Origin of the sequence: Gluconobacter morbifer G707, from assembly GCF_000234355.1 — a bacterium.
Classification (GTDB): Bacteria; Pseudomonadota; Alphaproteobacteria; order Acetobacterales; family Acetobacteraceae; genus Gluconobacter; species Gluconobacter morbifer.
On the sequence record NZ_AGQV01000001.1, the window covers coordinates 355,172 to 371,040 of the forward strand.

At 63.0% G+C, this 15,869-nt stretch carries 18 protein-coding genes; 8 read left to right on the plus strand and 10 right to left on the minus strand.

Annotated elements, in window-relative coordinates; all coding sequences use genetic code 11:
- Positions 1-108: 108 nt before the first annotated feature.
- The 9 genes from GMO_RS01560 to GMO_RS01595 all read right to left on the minus strand — a co-directional run bounded on the left by GMO_RS01560 (position 109) and on the right by GMO_RS01595 (position 7,150).
- Complete coding sequence (locus tag GMO_RS01560) at positions 109-1,512, minus strand: class II fumarate hydratase (RefSeq protein ID WP_040507634.1); 1,404 nt, start codon at positions 1,510-1,512, stop codon at positions 109-111.
- Positions 1,513-1,684: 172 nt separating this feature from the next.
- Positions 1,685-1,966 carry a zinc ribbon domain-containing protein gene (locus GMO_RS01565; protein ID WP_008850489.1) on the minus strand — a complete coding sequence of 94 codons (282 nt, stop codon included), beginning with the start codon at positions 1,964-1,966 and terminating at the stop codon, positions 1,685-1,687.
- A complete protein-coding gene (gene ccmI / locus GMO_RS01570) occupies positions 1,963-2,703 on the minus strand; it encodes a c-type cytochrome biogenesis protein CcmI (protein WP_008850490.1) in 741 nt (246 codons plus the stop codon). Before ccmI ends, GMO_RS01565 begins: the two co-directional genes overlap by 4 nt.
- Before the next feature lie 3 nt (positions 2,704-2,706).
- Entirely contained in the window at positions 2,707-3,168 is a 462-nt protein-coding gene (locus tag GMO_RS01575; RefSeq protein WP_008850491.1) for a cytochrome c-type biogenesis protein, read from the minus strand.
- A complete protein-coding gene (locus GMO_RS01580; RefSeq protein WP_008850492.1) occupies positions 3,165-3,722 on the minus strand; it encodes a DsbE family thiol:disulfide interchange protein in 558 nt (185 codons plus the stop codon). Before GMO_RS01580 ends, GMO_RS01575 begins: the two co-directional genes overlap by 4 nt.
- Before the next feature lie 12 nt (positions 3,723-3,734).
- Complete coding sequence (locus GMO_RS01585) at positions 3,735-5,714, minus strand: heme lyase CcmF/NrfE family subunit (protein WP_008850493.1); 1,980 nt, start codon at positions 5,712-5,714, stop codon at positions 3,735-3,737.
- Between the two features lie 7 nt (positions 5,715-5,721).
- Positions 5,722-6,225 carry a cytochrome c maturation protein CcmE gene (ccmE, locus tag GMO_RS01590; protein WP_008850494.1) on the minus strand — a complete coding sequence of 168 codons (504 nt, stop codon included), beginning with the start codon at positions 6,223-6,225 and terminating at the stop codon, positions 5,722-5,724.
- Positions 6,222-6,389, minus strand: a complete 168-nt coding sequence (locus tag GMO_RS14330; RefSeq protein ID WP_008850495.1) for a hypothetical protein — start codon at positions 6,387-6,389, stop codon at positions 6,222-6,224. The genes ccmE and GMO_RS14330 overlap by 4 nt, the downstream gene beginning before the upstream one ends.
- Complete coding sequence (locus GMO_RS01595) at positions 6,386-7,150, minus strand: heme ABC transporter permease (RefSeq protein ID WP_008850496.1); 765 nt, start codon at positions 7,148-7,150, stop codon at positions 6,386-6,388. Before GMO_RS01595 ends, GMO_RS14330 begins: the two co-directional genes overlap by 4 nt.
- 147 nt (positions 7,151-7,297) lie before the next feature.
- On the opposite strand from GMO_RS01595, the gene GMO_RS01600 reads away from it, so the two are divergent.
- Positions 7,298-7,714, plus strand: a complete 417-nt coding sequence (locus GMO_RS01600; protein WP_008850497.1) for an EVE domain-containing protein — start codon at positions 7,298-7,300, stop codon at positions 7,712-7,714.
- A 23-nt stretch (positions 7,715-7,737) separates the two neighbouring features.
- Here the strand turns inward: GMO_RS01600 and GMO_RS01605 are convergent, their stop codons facing one another.
- Positions 7,738-8,253: a hypothetical protein gene (locus GMO_RS01605; protein WP_040507340.1), complete on the minus strand. Its 516-nt coding sequence runs from the start codon at positions 8,251-8,253 to the stop codon at positions 7,738-7,740.
- A 117-nt stretch (positions 8,254-8,370) separates the two neighbouring features.
- Between GMO_RS01605 and GMO_RS01610 the strand changes: the two genes are divergently transcribed.
- The 7 genes from GMO_RS01610 (at position 8,371) to GMO_RS01640 (ending at position 15,810) form a co-directional block, all read left to right on the plus strand.
- A complete protein-coding gene (locus GMO_RS01610; RefSeq protein WP_040507341.1) occupies positions 8,371-9,210 on the plus strand; it encodes an EcsC family protein in 840 nt (279 codons plus the stop codon).
- Between the two features lie 179 nt (positions 9,211-9,389).
- A complete protein-coding gene (gene aat / locus GMO_RS01615) occupies positions 9,390-10,052 on the plus strand; it encodes a leucyl/phenylalanyl-tRNA--protein transferase (RefSeq protein WP_008850500.1) in 663 nt (220 codons plus the stop codon).
- Complete coding sequence (locus GMO_RS01620) at positions 10,049-10,885, plus strand: hypothetical protein (protein WP_008850501.1); 837 nt, start codon at positions 10,049-10,051, stop codon at positions 10,883-10,885. The genes aat and GMO_RS01620 overlap by 4 nt, the downstream gene beginning before the upstream one ends.
- Positions 10,882-11,469, plus strand: a complete 588-nt coding sequence (locus GMO_RS01625) for a hypothetical protein (RefSeq protein ID WP_008850502.1) — start codon at positions 10,882-10,884, stop codon at positions 11,467-11,469. Before GMO_RS01620 ends, GMO_RS01625 begins: the two co-directional genes overlap by 4 nt.
- 57 nt (positions 11,470-11,526) lie before the next feature.
- Positions 11,527-11,970 carry a hypothetical protein gene (locus GMO_RS01630; protein ID WP_008850503.1) on the plus strand — a complete coding sequence of 148 codons (444 nt, stop codon included), beginning with the start codon at positions 11,527-11,529 and terminating at the stop codon, positions 11,968-11,970.
- Between the two features lie 57 nt (positions 11,971-12,027).
- Complete coding sequence (bcp, locus tag GMO_RS01635; protein ID WP_040507342.1) at positions 12,028-12,513, plus strand: thioredoxin-dependent thiol peroxidase; 486 nt, start codon at positions 12,028-12,030, stop codon at positions 12,511-12,513.
- Positions 12,514-12,573: 60 nt separating this feature from the next.
- Positions 12,574-15,810: a YhdP family protein gene (locus tag GMO_RS01640; RefSeq protein ID WP_008850505.1), complete on the plus strand. Its 3,237-nt coding sequence runs from the start codon at positions 12,574-12,576 to the stop codon at positions 15,808-15,810.
- Positions 15,811-15,869 lie beyond the last annotated feature (59 nt).

Here is a 15,869-nt window from a genome sequence, read left to right on the forward strand (position 1 = left end):
CGGTCATCTCCATGGCAGGACTTCGGATGAGTCGCCCTATCAGTCCTGTAGCGAAACGGCTACAGGCCCCGCATGAAGTTTTCGTCATGCAGGGCGACAGCAGGCTTTTCAGGAGGCGTGCGGCCTGATGTTCGGGACTAGCATCAGGCGTGGATCGGCCACGCGGTCATAGTCTTCCGCCGTCATGAAACCGAGCTGGAGAGCGGCGTCCCGCGGGCCGATGTTCTTTTCCATGGCGTAATGGGCTACCTGCGAGGCCCGGTCGTAGCCGATGGCGGGCGAGAGAGCCGTGACCAGCACTAGTGAATGATCCAGCGACTGCTTCAGCCGGTCTTCGTTGGCGCGCACACCCTCCACAAGGAACATCCGGAAGTTTTCCGAGCCATCGTGCAGCAGGGTAATGCCCTGCATGATGTTGTGGATCATCAGCGGCTTGTAGACATTCATGTCGATCAGGCCGGAGGCGCCTCCCAGACCAACCGCTACATCATTACTCATGACCTGGAGGGCCAGCATGGCCAGCGCCTCGGCCTGGGTGGGGTTGATCTTGCCCGGCATGATGGAGGAGCCGGGTTCGTTCTCGGGCAGGTGCAGTTCTCTCAGACCGGCACGGGGACCGCAGGCCAGAAGGCGGACGTCATTGGCGATCTTGAACAGGCTTCCCGCCGTGGTGCGCAGGCAGCCCGACAGATGGACCAGCGCGTCATGGGCGCCCTGAAGGGCAAACTTGTTCAGGCCATGCGTGAAATCCAGACCGGTCAGACGGGCGATCTCCGCGCAGGCCCGGGCGTCGAAACCGTCATCCGTGTTGACGCCGGTGCCCAGAGCCGTTCCGCCGAGGGCCAACGGGAAAAGACCGTCCCGCGCGGCCTCCAGGCGGGCAATGTTCTCCGTGAGCATTCCGGCATAGCCGTGCCATTCCTGACCGAGCGTGATGGGCACGGCGTCCTGGAGATGGGTCCGTCCGACCTTGACCAGATCTTTCCACTCTTCGGCCTTTCGTGCGATGGCGTCCCGCAGGCGGGTGAGGGCCGGGATCAGGCGTCGATGTGTACCCAGAGCCGCCGCGACATGCATGGCAGTCGGGAAATTGCAGTTCGTGGACTGCGACATGTTCACATGGTCGTTCGGATGCAGGGGTGTCTTGCTGCCGAGCGGATGGCCAGTCAGCTGCGAAGCGCGGTTTGCGATGACCTCATTGACGTTCATGTTGAACTGCGTGCCCGAGCCCGTCATCCAGACGTGGAGCGGGAACATCCGGTCATGCTGGCCAGACACGATTTCATCGCAGACCGTATGGATCAGGTCCGCACGCTCCTGGGACAGCCGCCTGCTGGCGGCATTGGCCGTGGCGCAGGCACGCTTGACGATGGCGTAGGCCTCGATCATTTCGCGCGGCATCAGTTCACGGCCGATGCTGAAATATTTCAGGGAGCGCTGTGTCTGCGCGCCCCACAGGACGTCATCGGCGACTTCGATCTGGCCCATGCCATCGGTTTCAGTACGGCTCATTGATGTGGCGGCTTTCATGCGGAGAATAGAAGAACGATTCTGGTCCGGAAGGATATTCCGGAACAACTGCATGGAAAACCGCCTTTGCGCACAGGAGAGGCAGCGGGCAGGGGCTGCAACCGGCCTTCCGACCCGGGGGAAGACCGGGGAGACGCTGGCTGGATGAGTGATGTCAGGGGAGCCAGCGGTCTCCGCCAAAGCGGTTATGGGAAAAGAGGAAACCGGCACCCAGTCCCGCTGCTGCGAAAACGACTGTCCAGAGCGAGATGGGCAGAAGGAGTGTGGAAATGGCCGAAAGCAGCACCATCCCCGCGAAAGCACAGATACTGGATTCGATAAGCCGCGGACCGAAATGACGTTCCGCGCCGCAATGGGGGCATTTCTCCGCCGTCGGGCGGATTTTCTTGCGGCAGACCGGGCAGATGGCGACGGAATTCGTCTGGGGTTCCATCATTGGCCGTTATTCTCCTGATGTTCGCCGACGGCAATGCGGGCTTCGACAGCCATGCGCCAGGGGGCGTCCTTGGGGGCTGCGGCAAGGGCACGTCTGTAAAGGTCAAGGGCTTCGGGAGAGATACGTCCGCCCTGCTGACTTTCAAGTTCCGCAAGGCGGATTGCCAGTTCAGGTTCGAAACGGGTCTCGAGCGCGGCGCGCCAGTCCCGGATGGCGTCAGCCGTCATGCCCTCGCGCGCCTCAACCTGCCCGAGGAGGAAATGTCCCGTCGCGTAGGTTGTGGAGCCTGCCGGAATGGTGGCTACCTGCGCCTGAAGCTTGTGGATCATGTCCAGGGATTTGGCGTCCGGGGCGACATGACGTTCGCTCAGGGGCTGGGGCGGCAGGGAAGGATGCCCGTTGACGATATAGAGCGCGAAGGCCAGCACCGGGACGCCGAGTCCGATGCCGAGAGCCGCCAGAACGCCTTTCGTGCGCCGGGGCCGTTCCTGAAGGTCCGGGATGGAGGCTTCGCTGTCCGTTGCCAGAAGACGGCGCTGGATTTCCAGTTTCGCTGCGCCGTATTCTTCATCCGAGATCAGGGCCAGCGCGTGGTCCCGTTCCAGTTCGCCAAGCTGACCGCGATAGAGCGCCAGCGCGGAATCCCGCGCATCCACGCGGCGGCGCAGGTGGCGCAGGCCAAGAAGGGCGGGAAGCAGCACCACCGCCGTAACAATCAGGGTTCCCAACCAGAACAAAAGCTACTCCCGACCCGACAGGGCATCCAGACGTGCCCGCTCTTCATCCGAGAGCGGGACAGGCGTGGCGACGCGACGTTTTGTCGCCATACGCCACGCAATGACAAGGCCTGCCACAAGTGCCAGAAGCGGCATCAGCCAGAGCAGGGCGGTGGAAATGGAAAACTGCGGGGCCAGACGGATGAACTCGCCGTAGCGGTCCGTCATCCAGTCCATGATCTGCTGGTCCGATTTGCCGGCTGCGACCTGTTCACGCACCATTTTGCGCAGATCCCGCGCCAGCGGAGCGCTGCTGTCCTCAATGCTTTCGTTCTGGCAGACGAGGCAGCGCAGATGCGCGCCGAGGGCTTCGGCCCGTTTTTCCTGCGCGGGGTTTGGCAGCATTTCGGACGGATCGTCCACGGCGAGGGCGACGCTGCTGCCGAGAAGACCGATGACCAGCAGAAGGGCAGGAAACCGCTTCATCGCAGGGTCGCCAGTCGCGGCGTGATTTCCGCTTCGTAGATCTGCGGGTCCAGGGCTGCGCTGCCATGCCAGATGATGCGTCCGCCCGGCGCGACGAGAAAGCTCTCCGGCACGCCGGTCACGCCCCAGTCGATCGCGACGCGGCCATGACGGTCGGATGCGACGCGGGCATAGGGATTGCCATCGCGCTGCACGAAGGCGCTCGCGTTTTCGGGCTTGTCCTCATAGGCCACGCCCCAGATGGGCATGTTGCGTGCAATGGCGCGCAGTCCGGGCATTTCCTGCACGCAGGGAATGCACCACGACGCGAAGAAATTCACGAGAATGGGGCGGTGCTGGGACCGGAGTTCCGCATCGGTGAAGCCATCGCCGAGATCTGGCAGGCCCGGCATGGCGAAGTTGGGGATCGGACGGCCGACATGGGGGTTGTTGACGGCGCGTGGATCGAACTGGCCGGTCCGCATTTCACTCAGGATCTTCCAGAATCCGACGCCGAGCACGCCGGCGCCCAGAATGGGAAGGGCGGTGATGAGACCGCGTTTGGTGGCGTTCATGTCTGCGTCTCCTCAGGCTCGGGCCATGTTGCGCGGCACGGCCCGCTTCGGAGCGCCTACACGCATGCGCCGGTCAGACAGCGAGAACGCGCCGCCGATGGCCATGACCAGTCCGCCAAGCCACATCCATGGCGCCAGCGGATTTTCATGCAGGCGCAGGACATAGGTGGTATTCCTGCCTGTTCCATGCCGGTCTCCGATCACGCCGTAAAGATCCGTAATGAAATTGGTGTGGATGGCGACTTCGGTCGTGGTCTGGTTCTGGGTGACGAAATCGCGCTTTTCGGGATGCAGGACCGTCACCAGATGGCCATGACGGCGAATGGCGATATCCGCCTGCATCGCCTTGTAGTTCGGGCCGACATGGTCATGCACGTCCATCAGCGTCCAGTCATCGCCTGCAAGGCTGCGCGTTTCGCCGACATGCACTTCCACGATGGCATGCTGCGCCTGTGACATACCGCACAGTCCAAGGACCGTGATGCCCACGCCGATATGGGCCAGCGCGGCCCCCCAGCTCGAACGCGGCAGGAACAGGATGCGGGATTTTACTTCCGCCAGAGACACTTGCCCCAGCCCGATCCGGCGCACGATGTCGGAGACGGATGCGGCAATGACCCAGATGGCCAGTGTTCCGCAGGCGATGGGCAGGATGCCCGACAGTTTCCAGAAACAGAGTACAAGCCCGACGAAGGCCACACCCGCCGCGGCGTAAAGATGCGAGAATGTGCGGGCAAGCTGCGCGCGCTTCCACGGCAGGGCCGTTCCGATACCCATCGCCAGCATCAGGGGCAGCATCAGGGGAATCGTCGCGGCATCGAAGAACGGCTTGCCGACGGAGATGGTGCGGCCGGCGAGAAGCTGCATGAAAGGCGGATACATCGTACCCGTCACGACCACGGCGCAGATCGAGCACAGCAGGATGTTGTTCAGCACCAGCGATCCCTCGCGGGAGATGGGGGCGAACAGGCCTGTGGAGGTGAGGGAGGGCGCGCGCCATGCGAACAGCACCAGCGATCCGCCGATCACGATGGCCAGCAAGGCGAGAATGAAGACGCCGCGGGCCGGATCATTGGCGAAGGCATGGACGGAGTTCAGGATTCCGGAGCGGACAAGGAATGTGCCTGACAGGGAAAACGAGAACGTGGCGATGGCCAGCAGCACCGTCCAGATTTTCAGTCCTTCCCGCTTTTCCACGACGATGGCGGAATGAACGAGGGCCGTGCCCGTCAGCCAGGGGATCAGGGAAGCGTTTTCCACCGGGTCCCAGAACCAGTATCCGCCCCAGCCCAGCACGTAATAGGACCACCATGATCCAAGTGCGATGCCGCAGGTCAGGAAGCACCAGGCCGCGACGGCCCAGGGGCGCACCCAGCGGCCCCATGCGGCGTCAACACGCCCCTCGATCAGGGCAGCGACGGCAAAGGCGAAGGGAACGGCGAAACCGACATAGCCGGTGTAGAGAATGGGCGGGTGGAAGGCGAGGCCAGGGTCCTGGAGGAGAGGATTCATGCCCTGACCGTCCATGGGAGCCGGGAAAACCCGGTCGAACGGATCGGAGGTCAGGAGACAGAAGGCCTGAAACCCGGCTGAAACGCCGCCCAGAATCGCCAGAACGCGGCCGCGCAGCACATCCGGGAGGTTGCGCCCGAAGATGGAGACCGCTCCGCCACAAACGCCCAGGATCAGGGTCCAGAGCAGGACGGACCCTTCGTGATTCCCCCAGACGCCGGTGATCTTGTAAAGCAGCGGTTTCGTGACGGCGGAGTTCGCGGCGACGTTCTGGACCGAAAAGTCATCATGGACGGCGCACATGATCAGGCTGAGGAATGAGATCGCCAGCGCCACGAACTGCGACAGGGCCAGATAGGGCGCAAGCCCCACAAGCCGGGCATCGCGTTTATGAGCGCCCCAGAGCGGGACGATGAACTGCACGATGGCCAGGATACAAGCGAGGGCAAGGGCGAAATGGCCCTGTTCAGGTCCGAACATGGGCGGCTCAGCCTCCTGCTTTCTTCGCGGTCATGGTGTCCCAGGTGCTGGCGTCGGGCGCCTTGCCGAAACGGGGGTCCCATTTGCCGGTGCGCTTGAGTTCGTCTGCCACTTCCTTGGGCATGTAGGTTTCGTCATGCTTGGCGAGGACTTCGCTGGCCGTGAAGCCGCCGCCCTTCTGGACGGTGCCGAGAGCCACGACGCTCTGCCCTTCGCGGAACAGGTCGGGCAGGATTCCGGTGTAATGGACCTCGACGGCGGCTTGTCCGTCCGTAACTTCGAAGGAGTTCACGGGGGTGCCGTTCTCGTTGATGCGGTGCAGGCTGCCGGCCATCACCATGCCACCCAGCCGGATGGTGCGATCCGGGGAAGGAGGATGTGCCTTGACCTGCGAAGGCGCCATGAAGAACACGATATTGGATGAAAAGGCCCGGAGCGTCAGGGCTGCGGCCGAACTGATGCAGGCCAGGCAGGCGACGACGATCCAGAGGCGGCGTGTCTTGCGGGTCATGAGGCAGTCCTTTCGCGGCGGCTGATCTGGCTTTCAATGGCCGCAAGCCGCGCTTTGGAGCGCCGCAGGCGAAGGGCTGCGCCCACACCGAGAACAAGGGAGCAGCCCAGCGTCAGGACATAGGAGGCTGCGATATACTGCCAGTGATTGGGAAGATGCATCATGCGGTGGCGTCCCTGTCCGAACGGTTGAGACGTGAGCGGGCCATGATCTGGCGGGCACGGCTCTCATGGATGGCGGCGCTGACGCGCGTAAATATGACGGCGGCAACACCGAGCGTGAAGCCGAGCGTGGTGAGGAGCAGCGGCCACAGCATGGTCATGGACATGGTGGGCGCGCCGGTCAGGGTGATGCTGTCAGGCTGATGGAGGGTGTTCCACCACTGCACGCTGAACTTGATGATCGGCAGATCGATCACTCCGGCGATGGCGAGGATGGCGGCGGCGCGCTGGCCGCGGGCGGGCTCGTCGAAGGCGCGGATCAGGGCGATGTGGCCCAGATAGAGGAAGAACAGCACCAGCATGGATGTCAGGCGCGCATCCCAGACCCACCATGTTCCCCACATCGGCTCGCCCCACAGCGATCCGGTGATCAGGCACAGGGCGGCCGCGCAGGCGCCGACCGGTCCGATTTCAATGGCTGCGAGATCCGCCAGCGGATGGCGCCAGACAAGTGACAGCACGCCGCAGATGGCCAGTCCGAGGTAGCAGGACGACGCCAGCCAGGCCATCGGGACATGGACATACATGATACGGACGGTATCGCCCTGCTGCCAGTCGGCGGGTGCGAAGAACAGTCCCCAGACCACGCCCACCGTCAGGAAGAGGATGGCTCCGCTGGACAGCCACGGCAGGAGCGCATGGGCCAGACGCAGGAACTGCCCCGGATTGGCGTAACGATGGAGCAGGTTTGGCGTAGGGCGCACGGATACACTCAACTCAGCGGAAAGTTCCCTTTGAAATAGTCCGAAGCAATCACATTCGAAAGGGGCGCATTGTCCCATTCTTTCGATCACTGTTATCACGTTTCACGGAAATGAGCGCACAACCGGCTTCCGGAAGAGGAGAAAACCTTGGCGTACTGGCTGGTAAAATCGGAACCTGAGGCCTTCTCCTGGGAAGAACAGGTCCGGCATGACGTGGAGCCCTGGACGGGGGTGCGCAACTATCAGGCGCGGAACAATCTCTCCGCCATGAAGGTGGGAGATCTGGCGTTTTTCTACCATTCTGTCAGTGAAAAGCGGATTGTTGGCGTCGTGGAAGTCGTGAGGGAAGCCTATCCGGATCCGACGGCGGAGGACCCACGCTGGGTCTGTGTGGATGTGCGGGCGCGGGGGGCTTTTGCGCGGCCGGTCACGCTGGCGGACATCAAGGCCGATCCGGCATTGGCGGAGATGGCGCTGCTGAAACAGTCACGTCTGTCCGTGGCGCCGGTGACGGAAGGGGAATTCCGCCACCTGACCCGAGAAGGAAAATGGGAGAAGCCCTGAAGGGACTGGCTTCCCCGGGTTTTTCAGTGAATGGGTGAGGAATCGCCGTTGACGAGAATGTCGGTCTGGCCGTTGGACGGATGCCCGGCATAATTTGCCGGTGTGTCCTCGCTCTCATAAGGTGGCCGGACCGGAGCATTGAATTTCACGGGCATCCCCAGAATGCTGAAATGGGATGGCAGGTTGTTGGTGCCGTTGGTTTTCTGCTGGGCGTTGGTGCCGGGCATGCCCAGTGGCAGGTGGGTGTGGACCGTGTCACTGAAGCTCGCAAGGGTGGCGTCACTGTCTTCCGTCACGGTATAGCCATGCGGAGGAGCAGGCGCGCCGCCATCGGGCAGGGCGACCTGCTGGGCCGGCGTGAGGGGTTTTTCGTCCGGTTTGCCAAAAGTCTGGGCCGCAGACGGCGGAACCGCAGGCAGACCCGCGGTGCCATGGGTATGGCGCGCATGCCGGGAGGCGGCGCTGGCGGGTGTCAGGGCAGGCAGGAGGACGCTGACGGCCATCGGGACGATCAAGATCCAGCGGGATAATAAAGGCATGGTCGTTTTCTCCTCACCAGACCGGTGGCCTCAGAAAGCCGTCGTCCTCATGTTAATCTATGAAACCTGCTATCCGGTAAACGGTTTCGGGTCTCACGAACAGGAGTTTTGATCGTCATGACCGCAGCGAATGATCCGCAGCTTCCGACCAGCGAATTCGCGTTCAAGGCGCTGGACAGCGATTCCCTTGCGCAGCTTCAGTCCGTTCTGGAACGGGTGGAGCAGGGGCGGGGCGTGATTGTCCGTCTTGCGGATCTGATGGGCGGGGCTGTCGGGCAGGCCGCACGACTCGGCATGCAGGGGCTGGGAATGGCTCCCGTCGTTCAGGAAAAGCTACAGAGAGCGGCAGAAGTGGCGATCGAGCGGGCCTTCAATGTCGCCATTCTCGGAATCGACAACGACACACCTGCCGTCCGTGAAGTCTGGCGTGAGAATGCTGGACAGGCGGCCGTGGCGATTTCGGGCGCGCTGGGCGGTTTCGGCGGGGTGTTCGGTCTTGCGCCGGATGTCGGGTTTACGACCCTGACCATCATGCGCGAAATTGCGCAGATTGCCCGTGAAGAGGGCGAGGATCTGCGGGACGAGGATACGCGCCGCGCCTGTCTGGAAGTCTTTGCGCTGCGTGGTTTTCCCGCCCGGCAGAACGAGGAGGAAGGCGAGCTCGGGTTTTTCTCGGCCCGCGCATTGCTCCGGGGGCGGCCGATCGTGATGCTGGTGGCGGAAGTGGCCTCGCATTACGGGATCGGCCTGTCGCGCAAGTTCGCGCTCCAGATGGTCCCTGTGGCGGGTGCGCTGTGCGGTGCGTCGCTGAATGCGGCCTTCCTGGCGCATTACCGGGCCGTGGCGCGGGCCCATTTCACTATCCGGCGTCTGGAACGGACCCATGGCAGGGCGGTCAAGGAAGCGGCGGAGGATCTGCGCAGCGGGGCTTCGGCATCATCTGAATCGTTTTCCTGATTTTTTCGCGAATCTGTCGGAATCGGCTCGCTGGAACCGCCTCCGACACTGCCCATGAGGGCGCATGATGATTTTCCGGGGCGCGGAACCCGTACCGCCGGGAAATGTCCGGAGATGTCTGCCGGTCGGGACGTTCCGTCGCCTTCTCCCCAGTTCCTGCAAGTGAGACGTCCTGTTTTATGTCCGAAGTAACGCCCGAGCTTCTTCTCCAAGCCTATGCGGCGGGAATCTTCCCCATGGCGCCGGATGCGGAAAGCTCGGAACTGCGCTGGTATCACCCTGAGGAACGGGGAATCCTGCCGCTCGACGGCATGCATGTTCCGCGCAAGCTGATGCGGTTCGTGCTGTCGGGGCGCGTAAGTGTGACGACGGATACGGCGTTCGATGCGGTGATGGTGGCCTGCGCCGAACCTGCTCCCGGGCGGGAAAGCACGTGGATCAGTCAGGAGATCCGGCGTCTCTATGGCGAACTGTACCGCCAGGGCCATGCTCATTCTGTGGAAGTCTGGGACGGGGAGCGGCTGGTCGGCGGGTTGTATGGTGTGTCGCTGGGGGCGGCATTTTTCGGGGAAAGCATGTTTTCGCGGGAACGTGATGTGTCTAAGGTGGCGCTGGTTCATCTTGTCGCGGGTCTGCGCAGGGGCGGTTATCGCCTTCTCGATACGCAGTACACGACTCCACATCTGACCCGGCTGGGCGGTATCGGCATTCCGGCTGAAACCTATCGTGCCCTGCTCAGTCAGGCGCTGACTGTCCGGGCCACATGGCCGGATGATTTCAGTCTTGGCAGTCTGCGCGACGTCATCTCGGCCTTGCGGTCACATCCGGGAGATCCCTCATGACCTTCTCTTCCCGCCGGAAACGGCTGAGCTTACTGGTGGCGGCGCTGTCCGCCGGCGTGGCCGCGCAGGCCGTGGCGGCGGATCATCCCCGGCTGACACCGGAGCGGGATGTCACGGTCGTCTATCAGCTTACTGCACCGTCCAGCCATCTGGCTCCTGGACATAACGATGTGAAGGTCTATTTTTCAGGATCGGGAGATCAGTTGCGGATCGATTCGGCTGATGGCAATGGCATCACCATTCTCGACCGTCCGGGCCAGCTCGTGACCCTCGTGATGGTGCCGCGGAAGATCTACACCCGTCTGCGCCCCGAGCACGGGCTGCACTCGCCGTTCATGCTGGATCTGGAGATGCAGTATAAAAAAGTGGGGCAGGAGCGTGTTGCCGGTGTGGCGTGCCAGCGCTGGGATATTCAGACATCCCACGGCAAGGCCGCCGCCTGCGTTACGGATGATGGTGTTATCCTGGCGGAAAACGGGGTGGATGCCGACGGGGTCGAAGGGTCTCTGCGGGCGGTCTCTGTCAATTATGACGATCTGGCGAGCGACACGTTTCAGCCGCCGTCGGATTTCGAGGAACTGAAACCCCGGAATGCGTCCTCGCATGTGACGGGCAATGAAAAGAAGCCAACCGAAAGCGCGACTCCCAGCCCTGTCCCGGAAGCCAGCACGCCCGCTGGAGGCGAGGACACGGGGAGCGGCGCGCAGGCCGCCATGCCGGTTCAGCCGGACACGACCGAGCCGTCCGTTCCCAACGATTCTGCCGGGGATGGAAGCGTGACGACGCCTGATCAGCCGCCCAGCGGTCCGAGCAATGGAAACAGACGCCCATGATGAAGCCGGTTCTTTTTGCTGTTCTGGCAGTCCTTGGGGCTGCTGCCTCAGGAAGCGCCCATGCGGATGCTCCGGCCAGCATGGCCGGTCAGGCGCCGCTGGTGACACCGCTGCATGATACCGACATCGATTACGCCATGACGGACCCCAACGGGCAGCAGATGCACCAGCGGATGCGGTGGTCGTCCGCCCTGTGGCGTCAGAGGATCGATCCGCAGGGTTCGGCCACGTTCATGCTGACCGATTATCGCAATCACAAGCTGATGGTTCTGGACAGTACAGCGCATACCGCAACGGTGATGTCCGCGCCGGGGGCGTCTTTTGCAGCGCCCGGGACGCCGGCGCTTGGAAGCTGGAAGAAGCTGGGCGGGTCCACCGTCGCCGGATTGCCCTGCACGGTCTGGGAAAGTGCGGATACGGAAAAGCAGCCGACGGATTTCTGTTACACGGATGACGGGTTGATGCTGCGGGCGAGCCATGGCGGGCGGCTGATCGTTCAGGCTCTGTCTGTCAGTCATGCCCAGCAGCCTGCCGCGCTTTTCGATCCGCCGCCGGGGTACCGGCGCAACGACGCGGCGCACTGAAAAGGCCTGAAACCGGCAGGGGCGTTCCTGTTACAATTCGTCCGGGAGGTGCCATGATTGCTGCCTTTTTCAGCCATTTTCGCGGAGCAGTATCCTGAAGACAGGGCGGGGAAGACCCGGTTCTTTTCCGCCCGTGAAAGTCAGGAGAATGCCATGCATCACATTACCCGTGCAGTTCTGATGGCTGTACCTCTGCTGATTGGCACGGCAGTTGTTCCGCAGGCGCAGGCCCATTGGCGGGGTGGTCCGCGTCCGGGTCCCTATGGCTATGGTGATCGGTGGCATGGTGGCCATCATGACCATACCGGCGCCATTGTTGGCGGCATCCTTGGCGGGCTTGCTGTTGGTGCAGTCGGTGGGGCCATGCTGGCGCAGCCTTACGGTCCGCCGCCGCCTCCGCAGGTCGTCTATGCACCGCCGCCGCCTGTCACATATGTACAGCCGCGTGTGGCGTATGGGCCTCCGCCGCCCCCGCCTGTTGCCGTCTATCCGGGATACTGAACGGTTTCCGTCCTGTTTGTCTTGATCGGGCAGGACGGGTCGGGCAGACAGGATCTCATGACAGCCTCTTCTCTTCAGCCGGGCGACCGCGCCCCTGCGTTCATCCTCCCCATTGCCGGGGGAGGAACGGTCAGCAGTGCCGGGCTGAGCGGCAGGCCCTACCTCCTGTATTTCTATCCGCGCGCGGATACGCCCGGTTGTACCACGCAGGCCTGTGGCCTTCAGGAAAGGCTGCCGACGTTCAGCACGGAGGGGTTGACCATCATCGGTGTCAGCCCTGATCCGGTTGCGAAGATCGAGCGCTTTGCCTCCAAATATGATCTCACATTCCCACTGGCTTCCGATGAGGACCATGCGGTTGCGCAGGCTTACGGAACGTGGGTGGAGAAGACCATGTACGGACGCACGTCCATGGGTATGGAGCGCAGTTCGTTCCTTGTGGATGCAGATGGTATCATCCGCCATGTCTGGCGGAAGGTGAAACCGGCCGATCATGCCGAGCTGGTCGCAAACACCTTTCAGGACATGACGACGGGTACCTGATCGGTTTCCTTCCGATCCCATCCAGAGGGAGAAAAGCCGGCTGCGTGCCGGCTGACGTTTATGGGCGTGCCTGAGACCTACAGACCCGGACCACATTTCCCCCGACATCTCCATATCGCCCGGTGGGTTGCGATCGCCCTGGCTGCGCCCGTTGCCCTGATGCTGGGCGCGGGGAGCATTTTTCTGTGGAAACTGACACAGGGGCCCGTGGACGTCACCCGTGTGTCGAGTTTCTTTGAGCCCGTGGTCATCGCGGCAGGACAGCGGCGCGGTCATCCGGCAGGGCGTGTGACGTGGAAGCAGTTGCAGATCCAGTGGCGGCCAGGCAGCCACGGCGTATCGGCCGGGCTGATGCTGGAAGCGCACGGCCTGCGCACCCTGCGTTATGATGATACGGTCGCTTCCTACGCGGAAGAAGCGGACACGGTTCTCTGGCTGGGTGCGCTCCTGCGCGGGGCGATTGCGCCCCGCCGCCTGCGTTTGCGGAACGCGAATTTCTCTCTGCGGCGGATGCCGAACGGCGACGTGGAGTTCGATCTTCCCGAACAGAAAACCGGCGGCCAGAATGGTACGCCCGTCTGGCTGGACCGGCTGACGGAACTGGACATCCATAACGTCACGGTCACGCTGTCGGGCCTGCCTCACGACCGAACAGCACGGATCGGCCCCGTTGAAATTCATGCCCGGCGAAGGCGTCAGGGTCTTCTCTCGCGGGACTACATGTGGACCGGGGAAGGCCGGATTCCGCTCGCGCTCGATGCTTTTCAGACTGTTCTCTCCCTGAAGGGGGAGCAGGTAGGAAAGGTTGGTCAGTGGCAGGTGACGGGTACGCCGTTCCGGCCGTCCGACCTGGGGCTGTTTAACCCGCTTGCGGGGGACTGGAATGTTCCCGTTTCGCTGTCTGCCACGGCAACCGTGGTGCCGCACCGCCTGAACGAACTGCCGCAGATGCTCACGCTCCAGATGGCGCTGGGCGACGGGATGGTCTCCCAGAAGAAGGCTGATCCGGTGCATGTTCAGGCCGGGTCCGTGCGGTTGCAGGTCAATATGGCGCGGGCGGGACTGTCGGGGCCGGCGCTCGTGCAGGTTCCATCTGCCCGGCTCACGGTTATGGACAGCCGGGGCGCAGCGACGCAGGTGCATGCCTCGGCCTGGGCGAAGGTGGATGATTTGCGTCATCCCGTGATGCTGGATGGGGAAGCCGAGGCAGGGCTGGATGGTCTCGATTTCGCCACGCTGGGGAGTGTCTGGCCGGAAAGCCTGATCCGTGGCGGGCGGCGCTGGATTTCCAAGAATATCACGTCCGGAACGGCGCGGGATATGGAGGTGAAAGCCCATCTTCATACCGGGAGCGGCCTCGATGATCTGAAACCCGTCTCGGTGGTGGGGCATGTCAGCGGTCATGACATGACCGTTCACTGGCTGCGGCCGATTGCGCCTGCGACCGGTCTGGAGGCGGATCTGCGTTTTGATGGCCCTGAAACGCTGGTCATCGCCCTCGGTCATGGCCGCCAGCCGGACGGCAAGGGCGGGATGATCCGGATTCCCGATGGGGAAGTCCGTATCGGGCAGCTCTACGCCAAGGACCAGACGGGGGACATCCGCACCCATCTTCAGGGCTCGCTGCCGTCGTTCATGTCGGTTCTGGCGCATCCACGGCTGCATCTCCTCTCGAAGCATCCGCTGCCATTTACCGATCCGGCCGGTGACGTGGACTCGCATGTCCGTCTGACGCTGCCGCTGACGGCGCATATTCCGGATGGACAGATCCATGTGCATGCACAGGCCGGATTTGCCCGTGTCCATCTGGGGCATGTTCTGATGGGACGGCCGGTGGACGGTGCGAAGGGGACGCTGGCGGCGACGGAGAACGGTCTTGACCTGACCGGTGACGGAAGGCTTGCCGGGATTCCGGTACATGTCGGGCTGAACGAGAATTTCAGCGGTGGGGCGCAGGACCGGGTTCTCCAGAAGATCGACGTCCGGGCGTTTCTGGACCCGCAATCCGCGGCACAGGCCCGGATCGGCCCGGCGGGTCTGTTTGCCGGACATGCCGTGCTGGATGCGCATTACCTCCAGAAGGCCAATGCGCAGGCAGATCTCGGTCTTGGGCTGGATCTGGCGAAGGCCGGGATCACGGTCCCTATCTGGACAAAAGCTCCAGGCGAATCGGCGCAGGCCATGGCGCATATTGCCTTCCGCCACGGTGTCATGACGGCCATTGACGGTCTGCGGGCACAGGGACGGGATCTTTCGATCATGGGACGCGGCGTCACCCTTCACGGGGGGCTGGCGGGAATCGTGCTGGAGGGTTTCCGTGTCGGGCGGACGCAGGGCGATGCGGAGATCACATTGCCGAAAGGGGAGGCGGACCCGATCGGGGTGTCCGTCAATGCCAACCCGCTCGATCTGGCACCCCTGTTCATGCCGCATCCCGCGATCCGGAAGCCGCCACCCGCACCGGAACGTTCCTCCTCCCAGCGGTCTTCCATGGGAGACTCCTGGACCATCGATCTTCGTGCCCCGCATGTGTTTTACGGACCGAAGGGACAGGTCGGGGACGTCGTGTCGCATCTGGAGCTCCGCAAGGGAATCCTGCGTTCGGGGCGGTTCTCGCTGGACAGGCCGGCGCGGGTCCGGGCCGTTCTGGCGGATGCCGGGCGGGATCATCCTTTCGTGCTGGATATCGACAATCTGGGCCAACTTCTTCTGGGGCTTGGACTGTATGACCGCATCCGCGGGGGACAGACCCATCTGGATGGACGCTTCACGCCGGATCTTCACGCAACGCATACAGCCCAGGGACGGGATGCGAAGCTCTCGGGGCTTGGGGGAGGGCTGCCTCCCTTCGAAGGGCATGTGGAGATGGGGCCGTCCGAGTTCCTCCGCCCGCCCCTGGGGCTGACAGCGGTATCCGATCTCTCGCCGTTGCACTGGCTCAACAGCCATATGGACCGTTTTCAGATCGACCGGCTTTCGACGCGCCTGACGCTGGTGGGGCGCCTGTTAACTCTTCATGATGGGGTGATCGGCAATCAGGCACTTGGAGCCACGGTCGAGGGGCCGATCAACCTCGATACGTCCGCCCTGCGTCTGCGGGGAACCATCATCCCGCTTTTCGGGCTTAATGTCCTGCCGGGGCAACTTCCCGGACTGGGAAAACTTCTCACTCCCGAGAAGGGCGGCGGGTTGCTGGCCGTGACGTTCGGGCTGCATGGAACGGTGGAAAATCCGAAGCTCCAGATCAATCCGCTGTCCATGCTGCTGCCGGGAGTCCTGCGCCGAATTTTCCAGTAACGGAGCGGATGTCACGGCCCGGGTTTGGAAACCGGCCTGATGCGTCATATGATTGCTGC

Bases quoted from the DNA above. Each gene is read 5' to 3' on its own strand.
- GMO_RS01560 (WP_040507634.1), bottom strand. From the start codon at position 1,512: ATGAGCCGTACTGAAACCGATGGCATGGGCCAGATCGAAGTCGCCGAT.
- GMO_RS01565 (WP_008850489.1), bottom strand. From the start codon at position 1,966: ATGATGGAACCCCAGACGAATTCCGTCGCCATCTGCCCGGTCTGCCGC.
- GMO_RS01575 (WP_008850491.1), bottom strand. From the start codon at position 3,168: ATGAAGCGGTTTCCTGCCCTTCTGCTGGTCATCGGTCTTCTCGGCAGC.
- GMO_RS01580 (WP_008850492.1), bottom strand. From the start codon at position 3,722: ATGAACGCCACCAAACGCGGTCTCATCACCGCCCTTCCCATTCTGGGC.
- GMO_RS01585 (WP_008850493.1), bottom strand. From the start codon at position 5,714: ATGTTCGGACCTGAACAGGGCCATTTCGCCCTTGCCCTCGCTTGTATC.
- ccmE (WP_008850494.1), bottom strand. From the start codon at position 6,225: ATGACCCGCAAGACACGCCGCCTCTGGATCGTCGTCGCCTGCCTGGCC.
- GMO_RS14330 (WP_008850495.1), bottom strand. From the start codon at position 6,389: ATGATGCATCTTCCCAATCACTGGCAGTATATCGCAGCCTCCTATGTC.
- GMO_RS01605 (WP_040507340.1), bottom strand. From the start codon at position 8,253: ATGCCTTTATTATCCCGCTGGATCTTGATCGTCCCGATGGCCGTCAGC.
- GMO_RS01610 (WP_040507341.1), top strand. From the start codon at position 8,371: ATGACCGCAGCGAATGATCCGCAGCTTCCGACCAGCGAATTCGCGTTC.
- aat (WP_008850500.1), top strand. From the start codon at position 9,390: ATGTCCGAAGTAACGCCCGAGCTTCTTCTCCAAGCCTATGCGGCGGGA.
- GMO_RS01620 (WP_008850501.1), top strand. From the start codon at position 10,049: ATGACCTTCTCTTCCCGCCGGAAACGGCTGAGCTTACTGGTGGCGGCG.
- GMO_RS01625 (WP_008850502.1), top strand. From the start codon at position 10,882: ATGATGAAGCCGGTTCTTTTTGCTGTTCTGGCAGTCCTTGGGGCTGCT.
- bcp (WP_040507342.1), top strand. From the start codon at position 12,028: ATGACAGCCTCTTCTCTTCAGCCGGGCGACCGCGCCCCTGCGTTCATC.
- GMO_RS01640 (WP_008850505.1), top strand. From the start codon at position 12,574: ATGGGCGTGCCTGAGACCTACAGACCCGGACCACATTTCCCCCGACAT.